Raw genomic sequence first — 26,178 nt, 5'->3', positions numbered from 1 at the left:
ACAGCGTCGCACCCGCCGCGCGCCCCGGGGCGGCGACGGCGACGGCGCGGGGCCGGGGGACCGTCGGGGGCCCTGGCTACCCTCGCGACGTGACCTCCGCCCCGCCGCCCCGGCCCGTCCCGCGGGGCGGCAGGCCCGCCGCGCCGCGCCCCGGCCGCGGCACCTCCCCGGAGGCGCCCGGCGTGCCCGCGGCCCGGCTGCCCGTCCGCCGCCCCGGCGTCCTTCCCGCGGCCGGCGTCGCGGGGGCCCTCGACGTCCTGTGGCTCGTCGGCGCGGCCGGCGCCGCCGTGGCCGTCGGCGGCCGGTCGGGCACGGCGGCGGCCGCGCTCGGCGTGGCGCTCGTCCTCCTGGCGCGCCTCGGCCCGGCGGCGCTGCTGCCGGCCGGCGTCCTCGCCCGGGCCGCGGCCCTGCCGCCCGTCGTCGCCGGTGTCGTCCGCGGCGTGGCGGCGCTCCTGGTCCTCGTCGTCCTGGCCACCACGGCCGGCGCCTGGCCGGTCGTCCTCGTGGCGCTGCTCGTGCTCCTCGCCGAGGCCGTGCGCCCGCCCGCGCGCGGCGCCGTCGGCGGCGAGGCCCTCGTCGTGGCCGCCGCGCTCCCCGTGCTCGCCCTCGCCGTCGTCCTCGGCGCCCTCGGCCGCGGGCTCGACGCCGCGGTCGGCGTCCTGGCCCCGCCCGGCCCGGTGCTGCTCCTCGTGGCGGTCGGCGGGCTCGTGCTCGCCGCGCGGGACCGCCGGGCGGCGAGCCCGGCCGCGGTGGACCGGGGCGCCGCGCACCCTGACCGGGGAACCACGACGCCGGCGGCGGCCGGCGCGGGCGCCCGCGAGCTCCTCGCCGCGCTGCGGGCCGTCGTGGCCTCCGCGCGGGGCGCCGCCCGCTGCGCCGCGCTCGCCCCCGTCGTCGTCGCCGCCGCGCTGGCGCCCGTCCACGCCACCGCGCTCGGCGCCGGGTCGGCCGGCAGCGCGCTGCTCCTCCTCGCGCTCGCCGGGGGCGGCCTGGGCGGCTCCGCCGTCGCCGTCCGCTGGCCCGCGGCGGGGTCCGCGCCCGGCAGCGTCCTCGCCCTCGCCGCGGGGGGCGCCGCCGTGGCCGTCCTCGTCGCCGGGCCCACGACCGACCTCGTCGTGTCCGCCGTCCTCCTCGCCGTGGCGGGGGCGTGCGCGGGGGCCGCGGTCGTGGCCTCCCGCGGCCTGCCGCCCGTCGACGGGGCCGGGGGCCAGGTCGCCCCGGCCGCCCGCCGCACGGCCGAGGGCCTCGTGCTCGGGGCGGTCGCCGTGCTGGCGCCGCTCCTCGCGGCCGTGCTCGGTCCCGTCCGCTTCCCGCTCGGGGCGGCCGGCGACCTCGACGTCGACGGCGCGGGCGTCGTCATGGTGCTCGTCGGGCTGGCCGCGCTCGTGGCGGCGGGCGTCGTCGTCCGGCCGCTCGCCGACCGCCCGGCCGGGCCGCTGCTGCCGGCCCTCCTGGCGCGCGCCTCGGAGGTCGGCACGGGCGCGGGCACCGTCGCGCCCCCCTCCGCCGGCGGCTCCCCGGCCCCGTCCGCCCCCCCGACGGCCGCCCCCCACGGGCTGCCCGGGGTCCTCCTCGCGCTCGAGGGCGGCGACGGCGCGGGGAAGTCCACGCAGGTGCGCCTGCTCGGCGAGGCCCTGCGCGCCCGCGGCGTCGAGGTCGTCGTCACGCGGGAGCCGGGCGCCACCGCGCTGGGCGCGCGGGTGCGCGGCCTGCTGCTCGACCCCTCGCCCGGCGCCCCCGCCGTCCCGCCGCGCGCCGAGGCGCTGCTCTACGCGGCGGACCGCGCGGCGCACGTCGCGGAGGTCGTGCGGCCGGCGCTCGCCCGGGGCGCCGTCGTCGTCACCGACCGCTACGTCGACTCCTCCCTGGCCTACCAGGGGGCCGGCCGGGCGCTGCCCGCCGCTGAGGTCGCCGAGCTGTCGCGGTGGGCCACCGAGGGCCTCCTGCCCGACCGTGTCGTCGTCCTCGACCTCACCGCGGCGGCCGCTGCCGCACGGCGCGAGGGCCGCGGCGCGGCCGACCGTCTCGACGGCGAGCCGGCCACCTTCCACGAGCGCGTCCGGTCGCTCTTCCTCGACCTGGCGCGGGCCGGCGGCAGCCGTTACGTCGTCGTCGACGCCGACGGGAGCACCGAGGCGGTGGCCCGCCGCGTGCGCGCGGCCGTCGCGCCGCTCGTCCCGGTGCTCGGCGAGGACCACGCCGAGGGCCCCGGCACGCCGCGCGACCACGGCGCCGGGGGTGTCCTGCACGACGGCCCGCACGACGGCCCGGACGACGGCCCGGACGACGCCGGCCCCGACGAGGACCCCCCGGACGACGGCCGGGGCGGCCCGCCCGACGAGCCCCCGCCCGCGCCGGCCCCGGCCCCGGCGGCCCCGACGGCGCCGCCGACCGCGGTCGTGCCCGTCGTGGCGGCCGGCTCGTCGCCGGTGGGGCGGCGCTCCGTCGAGGGGCTGGGCGGCCCGGCCACCGAGCCGGTCGACGTCGTGCCGGCCCCGGCGCCGCGGGGCGCCTCCGACGCGCGGCGCGAGCAGGCGGCGGACGACGCCCGCCGGGCGGCCGAGGAGGCCGAGCAGCAGCGGCTCGAGGAGCAGCGGCGCGAGGAGGCACGGCTCGAGGACGAGCGACGCCGGGAGGCCCGACGGCTCGACGACGAGCGGCGGGCCCGGGACGAGGAGGCCGCGCGACGTGCGGCCGAGGAGGCCGAGCAGCGGCGGCTCGAGGAGGAGCGGCGGCGGCTCGAGGACGAGCGGCGGGAGGCGGAGCGGGTGCGGGCGGAGCAGGCCGAGAGGGAGCGCGTGGAGACCGAGCGGGCAGCGGCGCAGCAGGAGCGGGCGGGGCGGAGGGCCGGCACGTCGGTGCGCTCGGCCGAGGCGGCGGTCGCGACCGCCCGGAGGCTGGGGGACGCCCGGCGACCCGTCGCCGCGCCCCCGGCGGCGCCGCCGGCCCCGCCGCCGGCGCCGCTGTCGGTGCGCCTGCCGCAGGAGCGGCTCGACCGGCTGCCGGACGCCGTGCAGCGCTCGGCGGTCGAGGTCGCCCAGGCCCAGCGCGACGCGCGGACCGGGGCGCTGGCGCTGGCGGAGCAGCAGCGGGCCGACGCCGAGCGCGCCCGGCGGCGGGCCGAGGAGGAGGCACGGCTGGCCGAGCGGGCGGCGCGCGAGCGGGCGGCCGCGGCGGAGGCGGCCGAGCGCGAGCGGCAGCAGGCGGAGCTCATGGCGCGGCGCGAGGCCGAGGAGGCACGCGCCGAGGAGGAGCGCCGCGAGGCGTCCCGGCGGCGGGCGGCCACCGAGCGGGTGGCCCCCGCGGGGGAGGGGGCGGCCGGCACCGGCACCGCGGCCCTGCCCGTCGTCGACGCCCCGGGGGCCGACGGCCGGCCGGGGCTGCAGGAGCTCCAGGCGGCGGACCGCCGGCGCGAGGCCCAGCAGCGGGCCCGGCGCCGGGCGGCGGCGTCCCGCGGAGGGGCGCCCGCCGGCCGCGCGCGCCGGAGCCGCTACGACGGCCAGGGGGCGCTGGCCGACGAGCTCTTCTCCTGGCAGGAGGAGCGGGACGAGCGGCGCCTCGCCCGCCGGGCCGAGCGCCGCGGCGAGGTGCCGGACGGTCCCGACGGGCAGGGCGGGACGGACGAGCCGGGCGGCACGGGTCCCCGGTGAGCGTCTGGGACGAGCTGGTCGGCCAGGACGAGGTCGTCGAGGTGCTGCGGCGTGCCGCCGACCCGGCCGGTGACGGCCCCGCGCACGCGTGGCTCTTCACCGGCCCCCCCGGCTCGGGCCGCTCGGTGGCCGCCCGCGCCTTCGCCGCGGCCCTGCTCTGCGAGACGGGCACCGGCTGCGGGGTCTGCCACGACTGCCGGACCGTGCTGGCGGGCACGCACGCCGACGTCCGCGTCGTCGCGACGGAGAAGCTGACGCTGAAGATCGACGAGGTGCGCGAGCTGGTCCAGCACGCGCAGCGCCGCCCCTCCGGCGGCCGCTGGCGCGTCGTCGTCGTCGAGGACGCCGACCGCATGCTCGAGCGCACGACCAACGTGCTGCTCAAGGCCGTGGAGGAGCCGCCGCCGCGCACCATCTGGCTGCTGTGCACGCCCAGCGCCGAGGACGTCCTGCCGACGATCCGCTCCCGGTCGCGCCCGGTGCGTCTGCGGGTGCCGCCGGTCCCGGCCGTCGCCGAGCTCCTCGTGCGGCGGGACGGCGTCGACCCGGCGATGGCGGCCTACGCCGCGCGGGCGGCACAGAGCCACGTCGGCCTCGCCCGGCGGCTCGCGCGCGACGAGGGCGCCCGCAACCGGCGCCGCGACGTCGTGCGCACCCCGCTGGACCTCCGCGGCACCGCCGACGCCGTCGTGCGCGCCGGCGAGCTGGCGGACGTGGCCGCCGAGGAGGCCAAGGACGCGACGGCGGAGCGCGACGCGCGCGAGCGCGCCGAGCTGCTGCACACCCTCGGCGTGGAGCCCGGCCGTCCGGCGCCGCCCGCGCTGCGGGGCCAGGTGAAGGCCCTGGAGGAGGACCAGAAGCGCCGCGCCACCCGGCTGCGGCGCGACGTCCTCGACCGGGCGCTGCTCGACCTGCTGTCCGTCTACCGCGACGTCCTGCTGCTCCAGCTCGGCGCCGACGTCGAGCTCGTCAACACCTCGATGCTCGAGGACCTGCGCGCGCTCGCCGGGCGCGAGGGGCCGGAGGTCACGCTGCGCCGGATGGACGCCGTCGGCACGGCCCGGGAGCGGCTGCAGGCCAACGCCAACCCGCTGCTCACCCTGGAGGCCCTGTGCGTGCAGCTCCTTCCCGAGCAGGCGGACGCGCGATGACGGGCCGGGCCCGCGGGACCACCGCGGCTGCCGGGTCCCGCCGGGCGCGCGGGGCGGTGGCGGCGCTCGGCGTCGCGGCGCTGCTCGCCGCCTGCGGCGGTGCGCCGGAGCCGGAGGGCGGGCCGTCGACGCAGCTGCCGTCGCCCGGTCCCGTCGCCGAGACGGCCGAGGACCCGGCGCTCGACCCGGCGCTGGCCGACGTCTACGGGCAGGAGCCCGCGTGGGTGCCGTGCGGCGAGGTGCTCGAGTGCGCCACCGTCGCCGTGCCCGTCGACTGGGACGCCCCCGACGGCGAGCTGCTCGACCTGGCCGTCAGCCGGGTCCCCGCCGGCGACGAGGACGACCGCCTCGGCTCGGTGCTCGTCAACCCCGGGGGCCCCGGGGCGTCGGGCGTCGACCTCGTCGGGGCCGACGGCTCGGCCGCCGTCTCCGAGGCCGTGCGCGAGCGCTACGACGTCGTGGGCTTCGACCCCCGCGGGGTCGGCAGCTCCGACCCGGTCGACTGCCTCGACGACGCCGCGCTCGACGAGTACCTGTCCACCGACGTCGACACGTCGACGCCGGAGGGCGTGGAGGAGGTCGCGGCGCGCGAGGCCGCCTTCGCCCGTGGGTGCGCGGAGGACGCCGGCCCGCTGCTCGGCGAGGTCGGCACCGTCGACGCCGCCCGCGACCTCGACGTCCTCCGGGCGGTCCTCGGCGACGAGCGCCTCACCTACGTCGGGCGGTCCTACGGGACGCTGCTCGGCGCCGAGTACCTCCGCCAGTTCCCCGCCCGCGCGGGACGGCTGGTCCTCGACGGCGCCCTCGACCCGGCCGACGGCGCCGCCGCCGTGGCGCTCGCCCAGGCCGAGGGGCTCGAGCGCGCCCTCACCGCCTTCGTCACCGCCTGCGGCGAGGGCGACGTCGACGGGTGCCCGCTGGAGGGGAGCCCCGAGGAGGGGCTCAGCGCGGTCGCCGGGCTCGTCGAGAGCACGCGGGACGCGCCGCTGCCGACGGGCGACCCCGACCGCCCGCTGACGCGCCCGCTCGCGGCCACGGGCGTCGTCGCGGCCCTCTACGACGACCGGACGTGGCCGCTCCTCGGCACGGCGCTCGCCGACGCCCTCGACGGCGAGGGCGGCGGCCTGCTGCAGCTCGCCGACGCCTACGCGGGGCGGCTGCCCGACGGCACCTACCGCGGCAACACGCTCGAGGCCTTCGTGGCGGTCTCGTGCCTGGACCGGCCCGGCGTCACGACCGAGGAGGCCGAGGAGCTGACGGAGCAGCTGGGAGAGGTGGCCCCGACGCTGGGGTCCCTCGTCGGCGGGGGCGCCACGTGCGTGGACTGGCCGGTGCCGCCGACGCGGACGCCGGCCCCCGTCGAGGCGCCCGACGCGCTGCCCACGCTCGTCGTCGGGACCACGGGCGACCCCGCCACGCCGTACGTCTGGTCGGAGCGCCTGGCGGAGCAGCTGGGCTCCGCGGCGCTGCTCACCTACGACGGCGAGGGCCACACCGCCTACCTCCGCGGGGACGACTGCGTGGACGGCGCGGTGGACGCCTACCTCCTCGAGGGCGTCCTCCCGGGTGATGGTGCGACCTGCGGTGCCTGACCGCGTCACCCGGAGGGGTGTCGTCATGCTCACTCTCGATGTTTGATGATCACTCACAGCGAGTCGCCCGACCGGGTGGCCGGACTCACGAGGAGTTTCAGATGAGCGCTCACCACGCCGACAGCCGGGTCATGACTTCTTCGCGCGCACGTCGTTCCGCTCGTCGCCTCCTCGCGACCCTCGTCGGGACCGCTGTCCTCGGGACCGCCGGGGTCCTCGGCATCGCCGCCCCGGCGGGCGCCGCCACCACCGACGCGCATCGCTGGGACGCGAAGGTCGCCGTCGACGCGCACCGCTGGGACGCCAAGGGCACGAACGCCCACCGCTGGGACGCCAAGGGCGCCGCGGACGCGCACCGCTGGGACGCGAAGGGCACGAACGCGCACCGCTGGGACGCCAAGGGCACGAACGCGCACCGCTGGGACGCCAAGACCGCGACGGACGCGCACCGCTGGGACGCCAAGACCGCGACGGACGCGCACCGCTGGGACGCCAAGACCGCGACGGACGCGCACCGCTGGGACGCGAAGGGCACGAACGCCCACCGCTGGGACGCCAAGACCGTGACGGACGCGCACCGCTGGGACGCCAAGGGCACGAACGCGCACCGCTGGGACGCGAAGGGCACGAACGCCCACCGCTGGGACGCGAAGACCGCGACGGACGCGCACCGCTGGGACGCCAAGGGCACGAACGCCCACCGCTGGGACGCCAAGGGCACGAACGCCCACCGCTGGGACGCCAAGGGCACGAACGCCCACCGCTGGGACGCCAAGGCCACCGACGCGCACCGCTGGGACGCCAAGGCCACCGACGCGCACCGCTGGGACGCCAAGGGCGCGGACGCGCACCGCTGGGACTGACGCACGGCTGACCGGGCCGGCGCCGCCGCAGGGCGGCGCCGGCCCGTGGCCCCCCGGGGGCCGAGGAGGTGGCACATGGCGGGACCCGCGGCCGACGTCGGGTCGTCCCGCCGCGCCCGCCGCCCGCCCCGGTCGCCCCGCGCGTCGATCTGGATGCTCACGGCGGTGCTCGCCGTCGTCGGCGCGGTGCTCGCCGTCGTCGCCCTCCTGCCGGAGCGGCCGGAGCCCGAAATCGGCTGGCCGCTGCCGGTCATGGTCGTGCTCTTCCTCGTCGGGGAGCGGGTCGTGGCCCGCCTGCCCTCCGTCGAGGGGGCGCACACCTTCACGTTCCGCGAGGTGCCGGCCGTCATCGGCCTGGCGTACCTCAACCCGCTGGAGTACCTGCTGGCCTACGTGGTCGGCGGCACCGTCGCCGCCGTCGCGAGCGGCCAGCGCGGACCCAAGCTGGCCTTCAACACCGCCCTCTTCGTCGTCGAGGCAGGGGCCGGCGTCCTCGTCTACGAGCTGGTCCGCCAGGGCGCGGACGTGGCCGAGCCGCAGGCGTGGCTGGCCTCCTTCCTCGCCGTCATGGGCACCGAGGTCGTGGCCGCCGTCGCCGTGACGGGTGCCATCGCCGTCTCCGAGGGACGACCGCCGACCTTCGGCGTCCCCGAGTGGGCGCGCACGGGCCTGCTCGCCGCCGTCATCAACACGGCCGCCGCCGTCCTCGTCGTCGTGCTGATCGAGGCACGGCCCCTGGCGCTGCTCGTCCTCGTCGTCGTCCTCGCGGCCGTGGGCGTCGGCTACCGCCACTACATCTCCCTCGTCGACGGGTACACCCGCGTCCAGGCGCTCTACCGCTTCGTCGGGTCGACGGGCACCTCCGCCGAGCTGCCGGAGGCCCTGTCGTCGGTCCTGCGCGAGGCGTCGGGGCTGCTGAGGACGGAACGGGCCGAGCTCGTCGTCCTCCGCGGGGCCGAGGACCTCGGCGACGACTGGCGGCTCGGGACCGCGCTGTCCCTGCGCCGCGGCGGCGAGCTCGAGCGCCGGCAGGTGGGGCCGGACGAGGTGGCGCGCGCCTGGTGGGCGCCCGCGGTCACGGGGACCCCTGTGGTGCTCGGCGCCGGCCACCCCAGCCCGGTCGCCGGGGCGCCGCGGGACGGCATCGCCGTCCACCTCGTCTCGGAGACCTACCGCGCCGTCTTCCTCGTCACCGACCGCCACCTCGGCAACGAGGACCTCGGCGAGCAGGACCTCCAGCTCTTCGAGACCCTCAGCGCCCACGCGGCCGTCACGCTGGAGCGCGCCCGGCTCGTCGACCGGCTGCGCCGCGTGGCCGCCGAGCGGGAGCACGACGCGCTCCACGACGCGCTGACGGGGCTGCCCAACCGGCGGGCCTTCAACGAGGCCGTCGCCCGCGCCCTCGCCGACGACCGCGGCGGCGCCGTCCTGCTCATGGACCTCGACGACTTCAAGGACGTCAACGACACGCTCGGCCACCGCGCCGGGGACGAGCTGCTGCAGGTGACCGGGCGACGGCTGCGGGACTCGGTCGCGGCGTCGTCCGCCGCCGGCGACGGCTGCCCGCCGGGGACCGTGGCACGGCTCGGAGGGGACGAGTTCGCCGTCCTCCTGCCCGGGGTCAGCGCCGCCGAGGCCTTCCGCCGGGCGCGCGGCCTCCTCACGACCGTGGTCGCGCCCGTGCCGATGCAGGACCTCACCCTCACGACGACGGCGAGCTTCGGCGTCGCCCCGATCCCGCCGGGCGCCCGCGACACCGACGAGCTGCTCGTCCACGCCGACGTCGCGATGTACGCCGCCAAGTCGACCGGCAGCGGGGTCGCGACGTACGTCCCCGAGGACACCGACGCCGTCCACCGCCGCCTCGCGCTGGCGGGCGAGCTGCCCACGGCCATCGAGCGCCGGGGCTTCGAGGTGTGGTGCCAGCCGCAGACCGACGCCCGGACGGGCGTCGTGACGGGCGTCGAGGCGCTCCTGCGCTGGTGGCACCCCGGCTACGGGTGGGTCCCGCCCGCCGAGGTCGTGGCCATCGCCGAGCGCACCGGCCACCTCGGCCGGCTCACGCTCGCCGTCCTGCAGGAGTCGCTCCGCCTGCGGGCCTCGTGGGCGGCGGAGGGCCACGAGCTCGACGTCTCCGTCAACGTCACGGCCCGCGACATCTCCGACCTCACGCTCCCCGACTCGGTCGCGGCGCTGCTGGCCGCGACCGGGACGCCGCCGTCCGCCCTCGTGCTGGAGATCACCGAGAGCGGCGTCATGAGTGACCCCGAGCGCAGCCTCGAGGTCCTGTCGGCGCTGAGCCGCCTCGGCGTCGGCGTGAGCGTCGACGACTTCGGCACGGGCCACTCGTCGCTCGCCTACCTCGAGCGGCTGCCCGTCGACGAGGTGAAGATCGACCAGTCCTTCGTGCGCCGGCTCGAGCGCGAGGCGACCGACTCGACCGTCGTCCGCTCGATCGTCCTGCTCGCCCACGACCTCGGCATGCGCGTCGTCGCCGAGGGCGTCGAGAGCGAGGTGGCCCGCCAGCGCGTGCAGGCGCTCGGCTGCGAGGTCGTCCAGGGCTTCGTCGTCGCCCGGCCGATGCCGGGCGACCAGGTGCCCGGGTGGCTGGCGCGCCGCCGGACGGCGACCGCGACGTCCTGACGGTCGGCCCGCGGGTGCCCGGGGCATCCACATCGCGAGACCGTCGTCTCGCCGAGCGGATGGCGACCTAGCGTGCGGGCGACCGCACGAGCAGCAGAGGACGTCATGAGCAGCACCCCCGCCACGCCGCAGCCCGCCCCCGTCGACCCCCCGCGGGCCGTGCCGGACCCGGAGGCGCAGGTCAACCCCCGCGGCCGGGTCGTCACGGCCAGCCTCGTCGGGACGGCCATCGAGTTCTACGACTTCTACATCTACGCCACGGCCGCGGTGCTCGTCTTCCCGGTCCTCTTCTTCCCCCAGGACGGGACGGGCACGGCCGAGCTGCAGTCGCTCGCGACCTTCGCCATCGCCTTCGTCGCCCGCCCCTTCGGCTCCGCCCTCTTCGGCCACTTCGGCGACCGGGTCGGCCGCAAGGCGACGCTCGTCGCCTCCCTGCTCGTCATGGGCGTCTCCACCGTCCTCATCGGCCTCCTGCCGACGTACGCCTCGATCGGCGTCTGGGCCCCGGTGCTCCTGTGCGTCCTGCGCTTCGGCCAGGGCCTCGGCCTCGGCGGGGAGTGGGGCGGCGCGGCGCTGCTGGCCACCGAGAACGCCCCGCGGCACCGCCGGGCGCTCTACGGCTCCGCGCCGCAGATGGGCGCGCCCATCGGCTTCTTCGTCGCCAACGGCGTCTTCCTCGGGCTGTCGGCCGTCATGAGCGACGAGGCCTTCCTCGCCTGGGGCTGGCGCGTGCCCTTCGTCCTGTCGGCGCTGCTCGTCGTCGTCGGCCTCTACGTGCGGCTCCAGCTCGCCGAGACGCCGGTCTTCGCCCGCGTGGCGGCCACCGAGTCCCGCGAGCGGCTGCCCCTCGCCGCGGTCGTCCGCCGGTCGCCGCGGCCGCTGCTGATCGGCACGGGCGCGATGCTCGCGACGTACACGCTCTTCTACCTCATGACGGTCTTCTCGCTGACCTACGGGACGACGCCGTCCGCCGACGGCGGGCTCGGCTACTCCCGCGAGGAGTTCCTCGTCCTCCTCCTCGTCGGCGTCCTCGCCTTCGGCGCGCTCGTGCCCGTGGCCGGCCTCGTCGCCGACCGCTTCGGCCGTCGCGGGCCGCTGCTCCTCACGACGGTCGCGATCATCGCCTTCGGCCTTGCCTTCCCCCTCGTCCTCGGCGACGGCAGCCAGGGACGTGTGCTGCTCTTCCTCCTCGTCGGGCTCGGCCTCATGGGCCTGACGTTCGGCCCCATGGGCGCGCTGCTGCCCGAGCTCTTCCCGCCGGCCGTCCGGTACACGGGCGCCTCGCTCGCCTACAACCTCGCGAGCATCCTCGGCGCCTCGCTCGCCCCCTACTTCGCGGCCTGGCTCCTCGGCGTCGGCGGCCTGCCGTGGGTGGGCGCGTACCTCGCGGTGGTCGGCGCGGTGACGCTCGTGGCGCTGCTGGTCTCCCGCGAGACCCGCGACACCGACTTCGCCGGCAGCGGCCGGGCGGTGCCCGCGGGGCGGAGGAGCGAGGCCGGCTGACGGGCCGGGGCGCGCCGCCGGCGGCGCTGGTCGGAGGACGTCGGGCGGTGCGCGGCACCACGGGTCGAGAGCACGGCCCCGCGACCGGTAGCATCCTCTGCTGTCGCGCCCGGCGGGCGCGCAGGCCGCCTTAGCTCAGTCGGTAGAGCGACGCACTCGTAATGCGTAGGTCGTGGGTTCGACTCCCACAGGCGGCCCCACCCGGACCCCCGGCTCCTCGCGAGCCGGGGGTCCTCCTGCGTCCGGACCCGTCGTCGCCGTCCGTCGGCGCCGTGCCCGGGTCACACGGCCCCGCGCCGCCGCAGCTCGCGCAGCCGGGCGAAGACGTACCGGCGCACCACGTCGGCCTCGGCGTCCGCCACGTCGACGAAGCGCAGGCCCACGAGGACGCCGCGGCCGCGCGGCCGGAAGCGCCGGTGGACGACGCGGGCCGTGAGGGGGCCGCGCAGCCCGTCGAGCGGCAGCTCGAGGAGCACCCGGGCCCCGTGCTCGAGCCGCAGCGCCACGGGGTCGACGACGCACCGGGCGCCGCTCTCGCTGAGGTCGTCGACGGGCACCTCGACGACCGTCCGCAGCACCGGCCGCGCGCCGCCGCCCGTCGCCGGGGCCCCGGGGTCGTCCGCGGGGGCGGGCTCCTCGCCGCGGTGGGCCGGGTCGCGCGAGAGGACCGCCGCCAGCTGCACGGGCGCGCGGACGGCGTCGCGCCGCTGCACCCGCTGCGGGCCGGCGGTGGCGACGGCGCCCCAGGTGCCGTCGTCGACGTGCCCCACGCGGACGGCGACGCCGACGACGTCGCCGTGCTCGGACCACACGAGGTCGAGGTCGGCGCCGAGGACGACCGGCACGGGGGTGCCGAGGACGTCGGTGGGCGTCGCGAGCACGAGGTGGTCGGGGGCGGTCGCGAGGACGCGGGCGGTGAGCGCCCGGGCGCCGGTGCGGCCGGTGGCGTCCGGCCGCCCGTCCGGCGGCACGACGTCGAGGAGGGTCCCCACCGGGGGCGCCTCCGCCTCGGGCAGCACGGGCCCGACGGCCGTCCTCGTCACCACGCGGTCCTCCTCGCGCACCGCCCGCCCGGACGGTCTCCTGGCCTCCCGGTCGGCGGCCCGGGCCCCGGGCTGAGGGGCCGCGGGCGTCGTCCCCCTCACGGCCCCGCCGCCCCGTCGGCCGCCCGGCCCGCGCCCCCGCCCCTCGTGCTCGGCGCGGCGGCGCGGGACGCCCCCGGGCAGACTGGCCCGCGTGTGCGGTCGCTACGCGAGCTCGGTGCGGGACGCCGCCGTCGTCGACGAGCTGGCCGTCGAGGAGGTGGTGGGCCCCGAGCTGCCGCCCTCCTGGAACGTCGCGCCGACCGACGACGTCCGCGTCGTCGTCGAGCGCCCGCCGCGCCCCGGCGCCGAGGCCGCCGACGCGGCCGACGCCGCCCCGCGGCGCCAGCTCCGGACGGCCCGGTGGGGCCTCGTGCCGCCGTGGTCCAAGGACCCGTCGACCGGCGCGCGGATGATCAACGCCCGCGCCGAGACCCTCACCGAGCGCTCGGCGTTCCGGACGGCGGCCGTGCGCCGCCGCTGCCTGGTGCCGGCCGACGGCTACTTCGAGTGGCAGGCCCCCGAGCCCGGCTCGGGCACGCGCCGCAAGACCCCGTGGTTCCTCCGCGACCCCGACGCGGCCCTGCTGACCTTCGCGGGCGTCTACGAGCTGTGGCGGGACCGCTCGCGGGGGGACGACGACCCCCTGCGCTGGCTCTGGTCGGTGTCGGTCGTCACGACCGCGGCGACGGACGCGCTCGGCGCCATCCACGACCGCACGCCGCTCGTCGTGCCCGCGGACGCCCGCTCCGCCTGGCTGGACACGACCACCACCGAGGCCGAGGAGGTGCGGGCCATGGTCGCCGCGCTGCCCGAGCCGCACCTCGTCCCCCACGTCGTGGGGCCCGAGGTCGGCAACGTCGCAAACGACGGGCCGCACCTCGTCGAGCCCGTCCGGGCCGACGACGCCGCGCCCGGCACCGGGCCCGACGCGGGGGGACGCCCGTGAGCACCGCCGCCCGGGACACGCCCGTCCTCGTCAGCCGGGGCGCCCGCGCGGGCGCCCTCCTCGGGGCCGTCGGCGGCGTCGTCAGCACCGTCCTCCTCGTCGTCGCCGGCGACACGCAGGGGTGGCTCCTGCTCCTCGCCGCCGCGGTCGCGCTGTCGGCGGCCGTGGGCGGGGCCACGGGCGCGCTCGGCGGCCGGCTCGTCGGCGCCCAGGTCGAGTCCGGCAACGGCGTCCGCGCGCTGCCGGTCGTCGTCGTGGCCGCGCTCGTCGGCGCCGTCCTCGCGCTCCTCGTCTCGGCGCTCCTGGGCCAGTGGTGGGCCGGCCCCGCCCTCGTCGGCCCCGGCGCCGTCCTCGCGCTCGTCCGCGTCGCCGGCCTGGCCCGCGCCGCCGCCTGAGGCCCGGCGCGTCCCCGCCGGACGGGCCCCGGGACGCCCCTCGCGGCCGGTACGGTCCGGACGGCGCCAGCGGGGGCGCCCACGCCACCGGGGGGTCGCATGCGGGTGCTGCGCCACGTCGTGTTCCCGACGCTGCGGCTGCTCGTCTGGGCGGTCATCGCGGTGTCGCTGGCCTGGCTCGCCTTCGGCGGCGGGGCCGCCGTCCTCGGCGGGACCACGGCCGAGGAGCCGTCCGTCGTCCTCACGCCGCCGGAGGTCACCGCCGAGCGCGGGTCCGTGACGAACACCGTGGAGCTCGCCGGCACCGTCCTGGCCGACCCGGCCACGGAGGTCCGCAGCACCGGCTCGGGCGAGGTGTCCGACCTCCGCGTCGAGGTGGGCGACGAGGTGGAGGTCGGCGCGCCGCTCGTGGAGGTCGAGACCCTCGAGGAGCGGCCCGACCGCACCGAGACCCTCCCGGACGGCACGACGACGACGGTCCCGCAGGAACCGCGCGAGGTCACCGTCGTCGTCCGCGCCACGAGCGACGGCACGGTCTCCTCCCTCGCCGTCCTCGAGGACCAGGTGGTCTCCGTGGGCGACGTCGTCGCCGCCGTCTCCCCGGGCACGCTCTCGGTCTCGGCCCCGCTCACGCAGGAGCAGCAGTTCCGGCTGCTCGAGCCCCCCGCCGAGGCGGTCGTCACCGTCCCCGGCGGACCGGCGCCCTTCGCCTGCACCGACGTCCGCACCGGCACGCCGGAGGAGGGCGACGCCGCGCCCGCGCCCGTCGACCCCTTCCTCGACCCCTACGCGGGGGCGGGCAGCACGCCGACGGGGGCGGAGATCACCTGCCGCGTGCCGGCGGACGCGGTCGCCTTCGCCGGGCTGCAGGCCGACGTCACGCTGACCGCCGGCACCGCGGAGGACGTCGTCGTCCTCCCGGTCACGGCCGTCCGCGGCACCGTCGCCGAGGGCCTCGTCTGGGTGGTCGACCCCGCGGGCGGGGAGCCGGTGGAGACGCCGGTCGGCCTCGGCCTCACCGACGGCGCCCTCGTCGAGGTCACCGAGGGGCTCGCCGAGGGCACCGCGGTGCTGCAGTTCGTCCCGGGCGAGGACGACGCGGCGGAGGACCCCTACGGCTTCGGGCCCTACGGGTGAGGCGTGCCCGCGCCCTCGTCGGACGGCCGCGGTGAGGCGCCGGCCCGCCGTGCCCGCCCGGGCGGGCGAGCTCCGCCTCGAGGGCGTCGGCCGCCGGGTCGACCTCCCCGACGGCGGCGTCCTCGACGTGCTCACGGGCGTGGACCTCGTCGTCGAGCCCGGCGAGCACGTCGCCGTCGTCGGGCGCTCGGGGTCCGGGAAGTCGACGCTCCTCAACGTCCTCGGTCTCCTCGACACCCCGACGTCCGGGCGGTACCTGCTCGACGGGCTCGACGCCGCCGGGCTGTCCGGCCGCCGTCGCGCGCGGCTGCGCGGGGCCTCCTTCGGCTTCGTCTTCCAGCAGTTCAACCTCCTGCCGCGGCGGACGGCCGTCGAGAACGTCGCGGCCCCGCTGCTCTACGCGCGCGGGCGCGCCTTCTGGGGACGGCGACGCCGCGCCGAGGAGGCGCTGGCGCGCGTGGGTCTCGGGCACCGGCTCGAGGCCGTCCCCGAGAGCCTGTCCGGGGGCGAGCAGCAGCGCGTCGCCGTCGCGCGCGCGCTCGTCCGGGCGCCGCGCGTGCTGCTCGCCGACGAGCCGACCGGCGCGCTCGACGTGGAGACCGGCGCCGCCGTCATGGACCTCCTCGAGGCGCTCGTCACCGACCGCGGCACGACGCTGGTCACCATCACGCACGACCTGTCGGTCGCGGCCCGCGCCGACCGGGTGCTGCGCCTCGAGCGCGGCGTCCTCACGCCCGTCCCGCGCGACGAGGTGGCCGGCGCCACCGCGGTCCGCGGCAGCGCGCCGGACGGGGTGGCGCGCCCGGCGGCGCCCCCCGGTGACGACGGCGTCGAGGCCGACGACGTCGACGGCACCGGGACGACCGCCCGTCAGCCGGTGCTCCCGTGACGGCGCTGGTCGGCGTCCTGGCCGAGGCCTGGGGCGAGGTGCGCGTGCACCGCGTCCGCGTCGTCCTGTCCCTCGTCGGGGTGTTCCTCGCCGTCCTCGCCCTCACCACGGTCACGGCGGTCGGGGCGATGGGCCGGCAGCTCGTCACCGAGGAGACCGAGCGCATCGGCGGCCGGCCGGCGACGGTGCTCGTCGAGATCTACCCGGAGGGGGTCGAGCTCGACCGGGCGGTCGCGACCGCCGCCCTCGACACCTTCGTCGACCGCCACGAGGTGCGCTGGTCGACGTCCGGCGGCTGGGGCACGCAGGCGCCCGTGCGCTTCCCCGGCGGGACGCAGCTGGTCCAGATGACGCCCGTCGACCCGGCGTACGGCCTCATCCACCGCGTCGTCGTCGAGGACGGCCGGTGGTTCGCCGACGACGACGTCGACCGGCTCGCGCCGCCGCTCGTCGTCAACCGTGCCTTCGCGGACGCCGTCGGCCCCGCCGCCGACCCCGGCGGCCTGCCGGCCGTCGTCCTCGGCGGCGAGACCCCGGTGACCGCCGTCGTCGTCGGCGTGGTCGACGACGGCCAGGACTACCCGTCGGCCTTCCTGCTCGCCGACCACGCCGAGCGCTGGCTGCCCGTGGGGCAGGACGGCTCCGGCGTCACCCGGGAGCTGTGGGTCCCGGACGACGATGCCGACGCCGTCGTCTCGCTGGCCCAGGCCGAGCTGACGGGCGCCGTGCCCGGCACCTACGTCAACGCCTACCGCAGCGACAGCGCCGAGGGCCTGCAGGTGCTCGACCTCGTGCTGGCCTACGGCGTGCGCGGGGCCGGCCTCTTCGCGCTGCTGCTCGGCGGGCTCGGCGTCCTCAACGTCGGGCTCGTCACCGTCCGCCAGCGCGTGCGCGAGATCGGCGTCCGACGCAGCTTCGGCGCCACCTCCGCACGCGTCTTCACGGCCGTGCTGCTCGAGAGCGTCGTCGCGACGACGCTGGCGGGCGCGGCCGCCGTCGTGGTCTCCGTCGGGGTGGTCTCCAACCTCCCGCTCGAGCTCCTCGGCGGCTACGGGCTCTCGCTGTCGGACGTCCCGCCCTTCCCCGTCCGGGCGGCCGTCGAGGGGCTCGTCGCCGCCGTCGGGGTCGGCGCGCTCGCGGGCCTGGTGCCGGCGGTCGTCGCCGTGCGGGCGCGCGTCGTCGACGCCATCCGCTACTGACGCCCGCGGGGCCGTCGCGCAGGGCCGTCGCGCAGGGCCGCCGCAGGGCCTCGGCGCGGCCGCCGTGCGCCACCGCCGGGCCGTCGCCCGGCGGCGGGGCTAGCGTCGCGGCGTGCCCCGCCGCCGCCCCGCGCCCGCCGCACCGCCCGGGGGCGGGCCCGCCGCGACGTCGGGGGCCGAGGGCTACCGCCGCGGCGAGCCGGGGCTGCGCCGCGCGTCCACGGCGCTCTTCCTCGCCGCGCTCGTCACCTTCGCGCTGCTCTACGTGCAGCAGCCGCTGCTGCCGCTGCTGTCGGCCGACCTCGGCGTCAGCGCGAGCACGTCGACCCTCGCCGTCTCCGCGGCGACCGCCGGCCTGGCCCTCGGCCTCCTGCTCGCGGCGCCGGTGTCCGAGCGCGTCGGCCGCACGCGGCTCGTCCACGGCTCCCTGCTCGCCGCCTCGGTCCTCGGCCTGGCGTGCGCCCTCGCCCCCACCTGGCACGTGCTCGTCGTATTGCGGGGCGTGCAGGGGCTGGCGCTCGCGGGCCTGCCCGCCGTCGCCGTGGCGTACCTCCGCGAGGAGGTCCACCCGTCCGCGGCCGGCTGGGCCACGGGCCTCTACGTCGGCGGCAACGCCGTCGGCGGCATGGTCGGGCGGCTGTCGTCGTCGGGCCTCGCCGAGCTCGGCGGCTGGCGGCTGGCGACGGGCGTCACGGCGCTGCTCGCGCTGGGGTGCGCGCTCGTCGTCCGACGCGTGCTGCCGCCGTCCCGGCGCTTCGTGCCCGCGCCCGCCGGGGTGCGCGAGCTCGGACGGCGCACCCGGGGCGTCCTCACCGACCCGGCGCTGCTCGCCCTCTACGGGCTCGCCTTCCTCCTCATGGCGGGGTTCATGGCCGTCTTCAACGCCGTCGGCTTCCGCCTGGCGGGCCCGCCGTACGACCTCGGGCCGGCGCTCGCCGGCCTCGTCTTCGTCGTCTACGCCCTCGGGTCGGTGTCGTCGACCTCGGCGGGCCGCCTCGCCGACGTCCTCGGCCGTCGTGCCGTCGTGCCGGTCGCCGTGGCCGTCGCCGTGGCGGGCGTCGCCCTCACGGCGCCCGGCCCGCTGTGGGTCCTCGTCCTCGGCCTCGCCGTCCTCACGACGGGCTTCTTCGCCGCCCACGGCGTCGCGAGCGGCTGGGTGGCGGCCCGGGCGGCCGTGGGCGGGCGGGCCACCGCGCAGGCCGCCTCGGCCTACCTCGTCGCCTACTACGCCGGCTCCTCCGTCGGCGGCACGGCGGCCGGGGCGGCGTGGACGGGTGCCGGCTGGGTCGGCGTGGCCGTCCTGGCGGGCGGCTGCCTGCTCGGGGCGCTCGTCCTCGCGCTGCTGCTGCGCCGCAGCCGGTCCCTCCTCGCGCCGGCCGGCGACGGCGCCCCCGGGGCGACGCCGTGAGCCGCGCGGGCGCCCCGGCCCGGCGGCGCTTCACGGGGGCCATCGCCGGCCTGGGCACGACGGGCGGCACCCGCGTCGTCGTCGGCCACTGGCACCGCTCGCCCTTCGGCGCCGGGGCGGCGGGCGCCTTCACCGACGTCATGGTCGAGCGCCCGGACGGGCACCGCGTCCTCCTCGCCCCGACGCAGGAGGTCGCCGACTACGTCACGGGCGTCTACACCTTCGACGAGGCCCGGGTCGTCGACGTCGTGGTGACGACGCCGCCCGTGCGGCCCGGGGCGGAGTGGGTCGTGGACGCCGGCCCGCTCTCCGTCCGCCTGGTCCTCGGCGGCCGGACGCCGCTGGGCCTCCTGCTGCGCTGCGTCCCCGGCCCGCTCGCGGCGGCCCCCGCCTTCGCCGCCGCGGTGGACCCCGTGGCCCGGGTCGTCCTGCGGGGCGTGCGGACGCGGGGGAGCGCCGGCGGCGGCCGGCGCGAGTGGTACGGCGCCCGGGACGTCCGCGCCGTCGTCGCCGCCCGGGCGACGTGGGACGGCGAGGACCTCGGCGCGCTGGCACCCGTCGAGCCGCCGGTGCGCTTCGGCTTCGGCTCGAGCCCGCCCGCGCCCTCGCTCGTGCGGGTCGTCTCGACGGTCGAGGACGCCCGCCCCGGCTGACGGTCGGGTGCGGCGGCGGGACGACGACGGCGCGCCGCCCGGGAGGGGCGGCGCGCCGTCGTCGTGGGTCCTGCGTGGCCCTCGGGGGCGGTCGAGGGGTCAGGCGGGGGTCCGGGCCCCCGCGAAGACCTCGACGAGCTTGGCGTTGAACGCCGGGATGTCGTCGGGGTTGCGGCTCGACACCAGCGTGCCGTCGACGACGACCTCCTCGTCGACGCGGGTGCCGCCCGCGTTGGCGATGTCGGTGGCGAGGCTCGGCCACGACGCGACGCGGCGGCCCTGGAGGACGCCGGCCTCGACGAGCGTCCACGGGCCGTGGCAGATGGCCCCGACCGGCTTGCCGGCCTCGACGAAGGAGCGCACGAAGGAGACCGCGGCCTCCTCGATGCGGAGCTTGTCGGGGTTCACCGTGCCGCCGGGCAGCACGAGGGCGTCGTACTCGTCGACCGACGCGTCGGCCACGGCGCGGTCCGGCGTGAAGGTGTCGGCGGGCTCGATGTCGCCGTTCATGGCCTGGATCGCGTCCGTGCCGGGGGAGAGCAGGTGCACCGTCGCGCCCTCGGCCTCCAGGGCCTTGCGGGGCTCGACGAGCTCGACCTGCTCGACGCCGTCGGCGGCGAGGAACGCGACGCGCACGCCCTCCAGCTGTCCTGCCATGGGGATCTCCTCGGGTCGGCGCCCGCCACCGGCGGACGCGCTGCGGGCGCCGGGCGCCCCTGCGCCGCCACGGTAGGCACGGGCCCCGGCCCTCCGCCCGACGAGCGGCGCCCCCCGGGCGGGCCGCCCCCGCGGCGCGGACCCACGATGGGCGGCATGGGCCGGGATGTCACGCGCACCGAGGACGGGCGGTGGCTCGTCGTCGACGGCCGCCGCTGGCGCGCGCAGGACCCCGGGCTCCCGGACGACGTCCGCGCGCGGCTGCTGCACCACCTCGGCGTGGGCCGCAGCGGCGTCCGGACCGGCCGCAGGTCGGGCGACGAGGAGGCGGTAGGTCGCGCGCGCGCCCGCGTGCAGGCGGCGAAGACCGGTCTCGGAGAGCGGGGCACGCCCTGGTGGGAGCAGGACGACGACGAGCGTCGTCGGCGCTGGGAGGCCGCCCTCGCCGAGCTGGGCGACGACGCCTGACGGCGGGCGGTGACGGCCCCGGGAGCCGGCCCCCGGCGGGCGGGGCGACGGCGGACGACGACGCGCGGGGGGCGGCCCGGCACGGGGGCCCGCCTCCCCGGCCGCGGCGTGCGCCGGGCGGGTCTCGGGCTCCCGTAGGGTCGGCGCCGGTCTGACGGCCGGCGCGAGGACCCGCGCGCCGGGACGGCCCGCGGCACGACCGCGGGGCCCGGCCCCGTCGGCCCGGGCGGCGGTCGCCCGGGTGGCCACGAGCGGAGGGAGCGCGCAGGTGCGCCTCACGGACGCCCTCGACGGACGTCGCGTCCTCGTCACCGGGGTCACCGGCTTCATCGGCGAGGCGCTGCTGCGCACGCTGCTCGTCGAGGTGCCGGGGGTGCGCCCCGTCGTGCTCGTCCGGCCGAAGGCCGGGCAGCCCGCCGCCGACCGCGTCGCCCGCCTCCTGCGGCGCCGCACCTTCGCGCCCGCGGTCGAGGCCGCCGGCGGTGCCGAGGCCCTGGCCGCCCGCGTCGAGGTGATCGAGGGCGACCTCTCCGACGTCCCGGCGCTGCCCCGCGACCTCGACGTCGTCGTCCACTGCGCCGGCGAGGTGAGCTTCGCCCCGCCGATCCAGGAGGCCTTCGCGGCCAACGTCGTCGGCACGCAGCACCTGCTCGACCGCGTCGTCGAGGCCGGTGCCCCCGGCCCGGGGCGGGGCGACCGCGGTCCCGTCCACTACGTGCACGTGTCGACGGCGTACGTCTCCGGGCGTCGCCGCGGCCCGGTGCCCGAGGCGCCGGTCGAGCACACCGTCGACTGGCGGGTCGAGCTCGCCGCGGCGCAGCGCCTCGCCGTCCGCGTCGAGGAGGACAGCCGCACCCCTGACGTCCTCGCCCGGCTGAACGCCGAGGCGCAGGCCCTCCACGGGCGCGCCGGGCCCCTCACCGTGGCCGCGGACGCCGAGCGTCGCCGTCGCGAGTGGGTGCTGGCCGAGCAGCGCGAGGCCGGGCGCCAGCGCGGCCACAGCCTCGGCTGGACGGACGTCTACACCTTCACCAAGGCGCTGGGGGAGCGCGTCGTCGAGGAGGCCGGCGCGACCCTGCCCGTCAGCGTCGTGCGCCCCTCGATCGTCGAGTCGGCGCTCGAGCACCCCTACCCGGGGTGGATCGAGGGCTTCAAGATGGCCGAGCCGCTGATCATGGCCTACGGCCGCGGCGAGCTCCCCGAGGTCCCGGCGGCGCCCGACGCGACGATCGACGTCGTCCCCGTCGACCACGTCGTCAACGCCCTCGTCGCCGTCTGCGCGACGACGCCGGAGCCCGGCTCGCCGCAGTACTTCCACGTGTCCTCGGGCGCGCGGAACCCGCTGACCTTCCGCCGGCTCTACGAGCTGGTCCGCGAGCACTTCCTCGCGCACCCCTTCGACACGGGCGAGCCCTCCGGCCCGCTGCCGACGTGGGAGTTCCCCGGCGCCGCCCGCGTCGAGCGCCGGCTCGCCCTCGGGGAGGGGCTGCACCGCAGCGCCGAGAAGGTGCTGACCTACGTGCCCCGCTCGGAGCGCGTGCGCGGCTGGAGCCGCGACCTCGACCGGCTGGGCACCCGGCTGCGGACGCTGCGCCAGTACTCGGACCTGTACCTGCCGTACACGCAGTCCGAGCTGCACTTCGTCGACGACGCCACGCTGGCGCTGCACCGCTCGCTCGACCCGGCCGACGTGCCTGCCCTCGGCTTCGACACGGCCGTCGTCGACTGGACGCACTACATGCGCGACGTCCACGTGCCGAGCGTCACCAAGCCCGTCCGCAAGCAGGACGAGCTGCGCCGGCTGCGCGCGAAGCGGGGGCCGGCGGGCGTCCGCCGCGCGCTCGTCCCCGCGGCGCCGGACGCGCCGCCGACCGACGTGCTCGCGGTCTTCGACCTCGACGGCACGCTGCTGACCGCGAACGTCGTCGAGACGTACCTGTGGACGCGCCTGCCGGGCCTCGGCGGGGTGCGGGCCGCCCGCGAGGTCGCGTCGCTGGCCGGCCGGCTCCCGTCGATGCTCATGGCGGAGCGCCGCGACCGGAGCGACTTCCTCCGGCAGGTCTACCGCCGGTACCGCGGGGCGGACGTGGCGCTGCTCGACCGGCTCGCCGACGAGGCCCTCGCCCCGGCGCTGCTGGAGCGGGCGAGCGACGCGGCGCTGCGCCGCGTCGCCGAGCACCGCGCGGCCGGCCACCGGACGGTCCTGCTGACGGGCGCCGTCGAGCAGCTGGCCCGACCGCTGGCGCCCTTCTTCGACGAGGTCGTCACCGCCCGGCTCGCCGTGGACGCCGACGGCCGCGCCACCGGTCACCTCACCGCCCCGCCGCTCGTCGGCGAGGGCCGTGCGGCATGGGTCGTGCGCTACGCCGAGGTCCACGGCTTCGACCTCTCGCGCTCGTACGCCTACGCGGACAGCCACTCCGACCTGCCGCTGCTGCGCGCGGTCGGCCTGCCGACGGCCGTCTCGCCCGACGTGCCGCTGCTGCGCGCGGCGCGCGGGGCGGGCTGGCCGGTCGAGGTGTGGGCCGCGCGGACCACGCTGCCGCGCCGGCTGCGCACGGCCCGGGGAGGCCGGCCGTGACCGCGGGCGACGCCGGCGACGCGGGCCCCGGCGAGCAGGGCGCCGGCCCCCTCGCCGGCTCGGCGCTCTCCGAGGAGCACGAGGCCGCCGTCGCCGACATGGAGGCGCAGATCGGCCTCCTCGTGCGCCGGGCGCGCCTCTACGGGCGGTCGGTGACGACGGCGCTGGACCCGTCGCTCGACCCCGCCGCGTACGGCATCCTCCTGCGGCTGTCGTCCGTCGGCGCCGAGCGCACGACGGACCTCGCCGCCTTCCTCGGCATCGGCAAGCCGACGACGTCGCGCCAGCTGACGCAGCTCGTCGCGCTCGGCCTCGTCGAGCGGACCGACGACCCGGTCGACCGCCGGGCCTCGCTCGTCCGCCTCACCGCGGAGGGCCGCGAACGCTTCTCCGTGCAGCGCGACCAGCGGCGCGGGCTCATGCGGGACCGGCTGGCGGAGTGGGACGTCGAGGACGTCCGCACGCTCGCGCGGCTCCTGGGCCGCTTCAACGACGTCTGACCGGGCCGACCGGACCTGACGACCGGACCTCTCTCCGCCGGGGTCGGGCCCGGACGCACGACCGCCCCGCGCCGACGGGCGGCTGCGGGGCGGTCGGGGTGCCCGCCGGACGGCGGGGCGGTGGTGTCAGTGGCCGCCGTTCTCGGCGAGCCGGGTACGGGAGCGCTCGATCTCGGCCTCCGCCTCGGCGCGGCCGACCCAGTGCGAGCCCTCGACCGACTTGCCCGGCTCGAGGTCCTTGTAGATCCGGAAGAAGTGGTCGATCTCCTGGCGGTAGAACTCGCCCACGTCGGTGAGGTCCTGGATGTGCTCGAGGCGGGGGTCGCCCGCCGGCACGCAGAGGACCTTGTCGTCGCCACCGGCCTCGTCGCGCATGTGGAACATCCCGACCGCGCGGGCGCGCACGACGCAGCCCGGGAAGGTGGGCTCGTCGAGCATGACGAGCGCGTCGAGCGGGTCGCCGTCGTCGCCCAGGGTGCCGTCCACGAAGCCGTAGTCGGCCGGGTACCGCGTGGCGGTGAAGAGGGTGCGGTCCAGGCGGATCCGTCCCGTCTCGTGGTCCACCTCGTACTTGTTGCGGTTGCCCTTGGGGATCTCGATGGTGACGTCGAACTCCACGGTGCGTGCCCTCCCGGCTGCGATCGGCTGCTGGTGCTCGCTGCGTAGTGTGGCGCACCGCCCCCCGTGCCCGGGCCCGCGCGGGCGCCGGCCCCGCCGCGCACGACCCGCACGGGCGGCGACGCGGTCCGAGGGATCGCCCGTCCGGCCCCCCCGAGGAGGTGGCGTGAGCACGTCGAGGTCGCGCCCCGCCGGACCCTCCGGCGAGGCGGCACCGCGCCGACGTCGTCGTCGACGCGCGCCCCGGGTGCTCGGTGTCCTGCTCGCGCTCGTCGTCGCCGCCGGGGGGCTCGCCGCGGCCGACGTCGCCGACCTCGTCCCCGGCCCGCTGACGACGTCGCCCCCGCCCGACCCCGACCCGTGGCCCGACGCCCCCGGCGCGACGCTGCCGCCGGCCGCCGCCGGTCCCGTCCTCGCCGCCGCCGCCGGGACGGACGCGCCCGCCCCGGACCCGGCGGCGCTGGCCGCGGTGCTCGCCCCGCTCGTGGCCGCGCCGGAGCTCGGGCCCTCGCGCTCGGTCGTCGTGGCCGACGCCGCGAGCGGCGAGGTGCTGCTCGACGAGGGCGCCGCGGTGCCCCACCAGCCGGCGTCGACGGCCAAGGTCCTCACCGCGGCGGCCGCCCTCGCGGCCGTGGGCGGGACGACGACGCTGCCCACGACCGTCGTCGGCGCGGGCGCGGGCGCCGACGGCGTGCCCGTGCTCGCCCTCGTCGCGGGCGGCGACGTCCTGCTCTCGGCGGGTGCGGGGGACGGCGACGCCGTCACCGGGCGCGCCGGGCTCGCCGACCTCGCGGACGCCGTCGCCGCGTCGTCGGCGCGGCCCGCCCGCCCGGTCGCGCTCCGCCTCGCCGACCCCTTCGCCCCGACGGGTCCGGTCCGCCCGTCCGGCTGGACCGACGGTGACGTGGGGGGCGGCTTCGCGGCCGACGTCACCGGCGTCGCGGTCGACGCCGGCCGGCTGGACGAGCGCGAGTACGCGCCCCGCACCCCCGACCCGGGCCTGGCGGCCCTCGCCCGGCTCGGGGACCTCCTCGCGGAGCGGGGCGTCGAGGTCGTCGGCGACCCCGCCCGCACCGACCCCGCCGCCCTCCCCGACGACGCCCCGGTGCTCGGCGCGGTCCGCTCGGCGCCGCTGGCCGAGGTCGTCGAGGACGTCCTCCTCGCGAGCGACAACACCGCCGCCGAGGTCCTCGCCCTGCTCGTCGCCCGGGCGGACGGCGGTCCCGTCACCCCCGACGCGGCGGCGCAGGCCGTCGTCGCCCGGGTGGCGGCCCTCGGCGTCGACGTGGACGGCGTCCGACTCGCCGACGGCAGCGGCCTCGGGGACGGCAGCGCCCTCACCGGGACGGCGCTCGTCCAGCTGCTCGCCGTGGCCGGTCGCGAGGAGGCGCTCCGTCCCGTCCTCACCGGGCTGCCCGTGGCCGGCCTCTCGGGCTCGATGACGGGCCGGCTGCGGGACGACCCCGCCGCCCGCGGCACCGTGCGGGCCAAGACCGGCACCCTCACCGGTGTCACGGCCCTCGCCGGGGGCGTCGTCGACGCCGACGGCCGCCTCCTGGTCTTCGCCGTCCTCGCCGACGCCGTCCCCGCGACCGAGCCGGCGCGCGGGGCCGTCGACGACATCGCGGCGGCCCTCGCCGCCTGCGGCTGCCGCTGAGGAACGTCCGGTTCGAGGGCAGTCCGGCCGCAGCCGAGCGCCGGGGCGAGCCGCCTCGTCGTGGCCCTCGCGGCCTCCCTGCGGACCCCCTCAAGCACGGATCTGCCCCGGCCCTCGCCGCCCGCGGTGTCCGCTGGGGGACGTCCGGGGCGACGCCGGCCGGCAGCAGCAGGGCTCCGGGGCGAGCCATCTCGTCGCGGCCTCCGCGGCCTCCGCGGCCTCCGCGGCCTCCGCGGCCTCCGCGGCCTCCTCCGGACCTCTTTCGGCACACCGTCCCGTCCTGGCTCCACCGTCACCGGGAGGCCGCAGGGCACTGTGTGTCGCAAGGTGCCGGCGCGTCCGCCACCGCCGACCGGTGGCGCCCGGCGACCCGCCTGCCCGTGAGCGGCGACGGCGCGGCAATCAGAAGGGTGGCGGGTCGTCCTCCTCATCGACCGGCGGCGCCGGCGGTCGGGGTGGCTCGCGGTGGTGGGTAGTCGCGGTGGCGGCGGCGCTGATGAGCAAGAGCGCGCCGGGCCAGGCCATGTCGGCGGTGGGGTAGGAGCAGTCGAGCGGCTGGCCGTGGTCGCCCCAGCCGGCGGGC

Annotated in this window: 21 protein-coding genes and 1 tRNA gene; 18 read left to right on the top strand and 4 right to left on the bottom strand. The window is 78.9% G+C overall.

Going from position 1 to position 26,178, the window contains the following annotated elements; translation table 11 throughout:
* Positions 1-89 precede the first annotated feature (89 nt).
* From tmk to EDC03_RS03360, 7 genes are all read left to right on the top strand, one after another.
* Positions 90-3,650: a dTMP kinase gene (tmk, locus tag EDC03_RS03390; RefSeq protein WP_123378837.1), complete on the top strand. Its 3,561-nt coding sequence runs from the start codon at positions 90-92 to the stop codon at positions 3,648-3,650.
* Entirely contained in the window at positions 3,647-4,801 is a 1,155-nt protein-coding gene (locus tag EDC03_RS03385; protein ID WP_123378836.1) for a DNA polymerase III subunit delta', read from the top strand. The genes tmk and EDC03_RS03385 overlap by 4 nt, the downstream gene beginning before the upstream one ends.
* Positions 4,798-6,393, top strand: a complete 1,596-nt coding sequence (locus EDC03_RS03380; protein WP_123378835.1) for an alpha/beta hydrolase — start codon at positions 4,798-4,800, stop codon at positions 6,391-6,393. The genes EDC03_RS03385 and EDC03_RS03380 overlap by 4 nt, the downstream gene beginning before the upstream one ends.
* A 101-nt stretch (positions 6,394-6,494) precedes the next feature.
* Positions 6,495-7,256 (top strand): hypothetical protein, encoded by a 762-nt coding sequence (locus EDC03_RS03375; RefSeq protein ID WP_123378834.1) that lies wholly within the window; start codon positions 6,495-6,497, stop codon positions 7,254-7,256.
* Between the two features lie 75 nt (positions 7,257-7,331).
* Complete coding sequence (locus tag EDC03_RS03370) at positions 7,332-9,899, top strand: putative bifunctional diguanylate cyclase/phosphodiesterase (protein ID WP_123378833.1); 2,568 nt, start codon at positions 7,332-7,334, stop codon at positions 9,897-9,899.
* Positions 9,900-10,004: 105 nt separating this feature from the next.
* Positions 10,005-11,402: an MFS transporter gene (locus EDC03_RS03365; protein WP_123378832.1), complete on the top strand. Its 1,398-nt coding sequence runs from the start codon at positions 10,005-10,007 to the stop codon at positions 11,400-11,402.
* Positions 11,403-11,526: 124 nt separating this feature from the next.
* Positions 11,527-11,602, top strand: a tRNA-Thr gene (locus tag EDC03_RS03360).
* A gap of 81 nt (positions 11,603-11,683) precedes the next feature.
* Here EDC03_RS03360 and EDC03_RS03355 read toward each other — a convergent pair.
* Positions 11,684-12,448: a flagellar brake protein gene (locus tag EDC03_RS03355; protein ID WP_148057998.1), complete on the bottom strand. Its 765-nt coding sequence runs from the start codon at positions 12,446-12,448 to the stop codon at positions 11,684-11,686.
* Between the two features lie 190 nt (positions 12,449-12,638).
* Here EDC03_RS03355 and EDC03_RS03350 point away from each other — a divergent pair, with 190 nt between their 5' ends.
* The 7 genes from EDC03_RS03350 to EDC03_RS03320 all read left to right on the top strand — a co-directional run bounded on the left by EDC03_RS03350 (position 12,639) and on the right by EDC03_RS03320 (position 19,114).
* A complete protein-coding gene (locus tag EDC03_RS03350; protein WP_123378830.1) occupies positions 12,639-13,433 on the top strand; it encodes an SOS response-associated peptidase in 795 nt (264 codons plus the stop codon).
* On the top strand, positions 13,430-13,828 hold the full coding sequence (locus tag EDC03_RS03345; RefSeq protein WP_123378829.1) for a hypothetical protein: 399 nt from the start codon (positions 13,430-13,432) through the stop codon (positions 13,826-13,828). The genes EDC03_RS03350 and EDC03_RS03345 overlap by 4 nt, the downstream gene beginning before the upstream one ends.
* Before the next feature lie 99 nt (positions 13,829-13,927).
* Complete coding sequence (locus tag EDC03_RS03340; protein ID WP_123378828.1) at positions 13,928-14,965, top strand: efflux RND transporter periplasmic adaptor subunit; 1,038 nt, start codon at positions 13,928-13,930, stop codon at positions 14,963-14,965.
* 31 nt (positions 14,966-14,996) lie between these two features.
* A complete protein-coding gene (locus EDC03_RS03335) occupies positions 14,997-15,854 on the top strand; it encodes an ABC transporter ATP-binding protein (RefSeq protein WP_241967010.1) in 858 nt (285 codons plus the stop codon).
* Positions 15,851-17,053: an ABC transporter permease gene (locus EDC03_RS03330; RefSeq protein ID WP_123378826.1), complete on the top strand. Its 1,203-nt coding sequence runs from the start codon at positions 15,851-15,853 to the stop codon at positions 17,051-17,053. The genes EDC03_RS03335 and EDC03_RS03330 overlap by 4 nt, the downstream gene beginning before the upstream one ends.
* A 112-nt stretch (positions 17,054-17,165) precedes the next feature.
* Positions 17,166-18,461 carry an MFS transporter gene (locus EDC03_RS03325; protein WP_123378825.1) on the top strand — a complete coding sequence of 432 codons (1,296 nt, stop codon included), beginning with the start codon at positions 17,166-17,168 and terminating at the stop codon, positions 18,459-18,461.
* Positions 18,458-19,114 carry a hypothetical protein gene (locus tag EDC03_RS03320; protein ID WP_123378824.1) on the top strand — a complete coding sequence of 219 codons (657 nt, stop codon included), beginning with the start codon at positions 18,458-18,460 and terminating at the stop codon, positions 19,112-19,114. The genes EDC03_RS03325 and EDC03_RS03320 overlap by 4 nt, the downstream gene beginning before the upstream one ends.
* 99 nt (positions 19,115-19,213) lie before the next feature.
* Here EDC03_RS03320 and EDC03_RS03315 read toward each other — a convergent pair whose 3' ends face one another.
* Complete coding sequence (locus EDC03_RS03315; RefSeq protein WP_123378823.1) at positions 19,214-19,771, bottom strand: type 1 glutamine amidotransferase domain-containing protein; 558 nt, start codon at positions 19,769-19,771, stop codon at positions 19,214-19,216.
* Positions 19,772-19,927: 156 nt separating this feature from the next.
* On the opposite strand from EDC03_RS03315, the gene EDC03_RS03310 reads away from it, so the two are divergent.
* From EDC03_RS03310 to EDC03_RS03300, 3 genes are all read left to right on the top strand, one after another.
* Positions 19,928-20,239 (top strand): biopolymer transporter Tol, encoded by a 312-nt coding sequence (locus EDC03_RS03310; protein ID WP_123379246.1) that lies wholly within the window; start codon positions 19,928-19,930, stop codon positions 20,237-20,239.
* A gap of 241 nt (positions 20,240-20,480) precedes the next feature.
* Positions 20,481-22,820 carry an HAD-IB family hydrolase gene (locus EDC03_RS03305; protein WP_241967009.1) on the top strand — a complete coding sequence of 780 codons (2,340 nt, stop codon included), beginning with the start codon at positions 20,481-20,483 and terminating at the stop codon, positions 22,818-22,820.
* Positions 22,817-23,320: a MarR family winged helix-turn-helix transcriptional regulator gene (locus tag EDC03_RS03300; protein WP_199719910.1), complete on the top strand. Its 504-nt coding sequence runs from the start codon at positions 22,817-22,819 to the stop codon at positions 23,318-23,320. The genes EDC03_RS03305 and EDC03_RS03300 overlap by 4 nt, the downstream gene beginning before the upstream one ends.
* 126 nt (positions 23,321-23,446) lie before the next feature.
* Here EDC03_RS03300 and EDC03_RS03295 read toward each other — a convergent pair whose 3' ends face one another.
* Positions 23,447-23,938, bottom strand: coding sequence for an inorganic diphosphatase (locus EDC03_RS03295; RefSeq protein ID WP_123378821.1), 492 nt, complete (start codon positions 23,936-23,938; stop codon positions 23,447-23,449).
* Between the two features lie 166 nt (positions 23,939-24,104).
* On the opposite strand from EDC03_RS03295, the gene dacB reads away from it, so the two are divergent.
* On the top strand, positions 24,105-25,595 hold the full coding sequence (gene dacB / locus EDC03_RS03290; RefSeq protein WP_158674184.1) for a D-alanyl-D-alanine carboxypeptidase/D-alanyl-D-alanine endopeptidase: 1,491 nt from the start codon (positions 24,105-24,107) through the stop codon (positions 25,593-25,595).
* Positions 25,596-25,997: 402 nt separating this feature from the next.
* Here dacB and EDC03_RS17465 read toward each other — a convergent pair.
* The coding region (locus tag EDC03_RS17465) for a hypothetical protein (RefSeq protein WP_158674183.1) at positions 25,998-26,178 on the bottom strand (181 nt) is incomplete at its 5' end.

Origin of the sequence: Pseudokineococcus lusitanus, from assembly GCF_003751265.1 — a bacterium.
GTDB lineage: Bacteria > Actinomycetota > Actinomycetes > Actinomycetales > Quadrisphaeraceae > Pseudokineococcus > Pseudokineococcus lusitanus.
This window is presented reverse-complemented; position numbering and strand designations above follow the sequence as displayed.

Excerpts from the sequence above, each read along its gene's own strand:
- EDC03_RS03380 (WP_123378835.1), top strand. The coding sequence starts at position 4,798 with ATGACGGGCCGGGCCCGCGGGACCACCGCGGCTGCCGGGTCCCGCCGG.
- EDC03_RS03375 (WP_123378834.1), top strand. The coding sequence starts at position 6,495 with ATGAGCGCTCACCACGCCGACAGCCGGGTCATGACTTCTTCGCGCGCA.
- EDC03_RS03370 (WP_123378833.1), top strand. The coding sequence starts at position 7,332 with ATGGCGGGACCCGCGGCCGACGTCGGGTCGTCCCGCCGCGCCCGCCGC.
- EDC03_RS03365 (WP_123378832.1), top strand. The coding sequence starts at position 10,005 with ATGAGCAGCACCCCCGCCACGCCGCAGCCCGCCCCCGTCGACCCCCCG.
- EDC03_RS03340 (WP_123378828.1), top strand. The coding sequence starts at position 13,928 with ATGCGGGTGCTGCGCCACGTCGTGTTCCCGACGCTGCGGCTGCTCGTC.
- EDC03_RS03315 (WP_123378823.1), bottom strand. The coding sequence starts at position 19,771 with ATGGCAGGACAGCTGGAGGGCGTGCGCGTCGCGTTCCTCGCCGCCGAC.
- EDC03_RS03310 (WP_123379246.1), top strand. The coding sequence starts at position 19,928 with ATGGGCCGGGATGTCACGCGCACCGAGGACGGGCGGTGGCTCGTCGTC.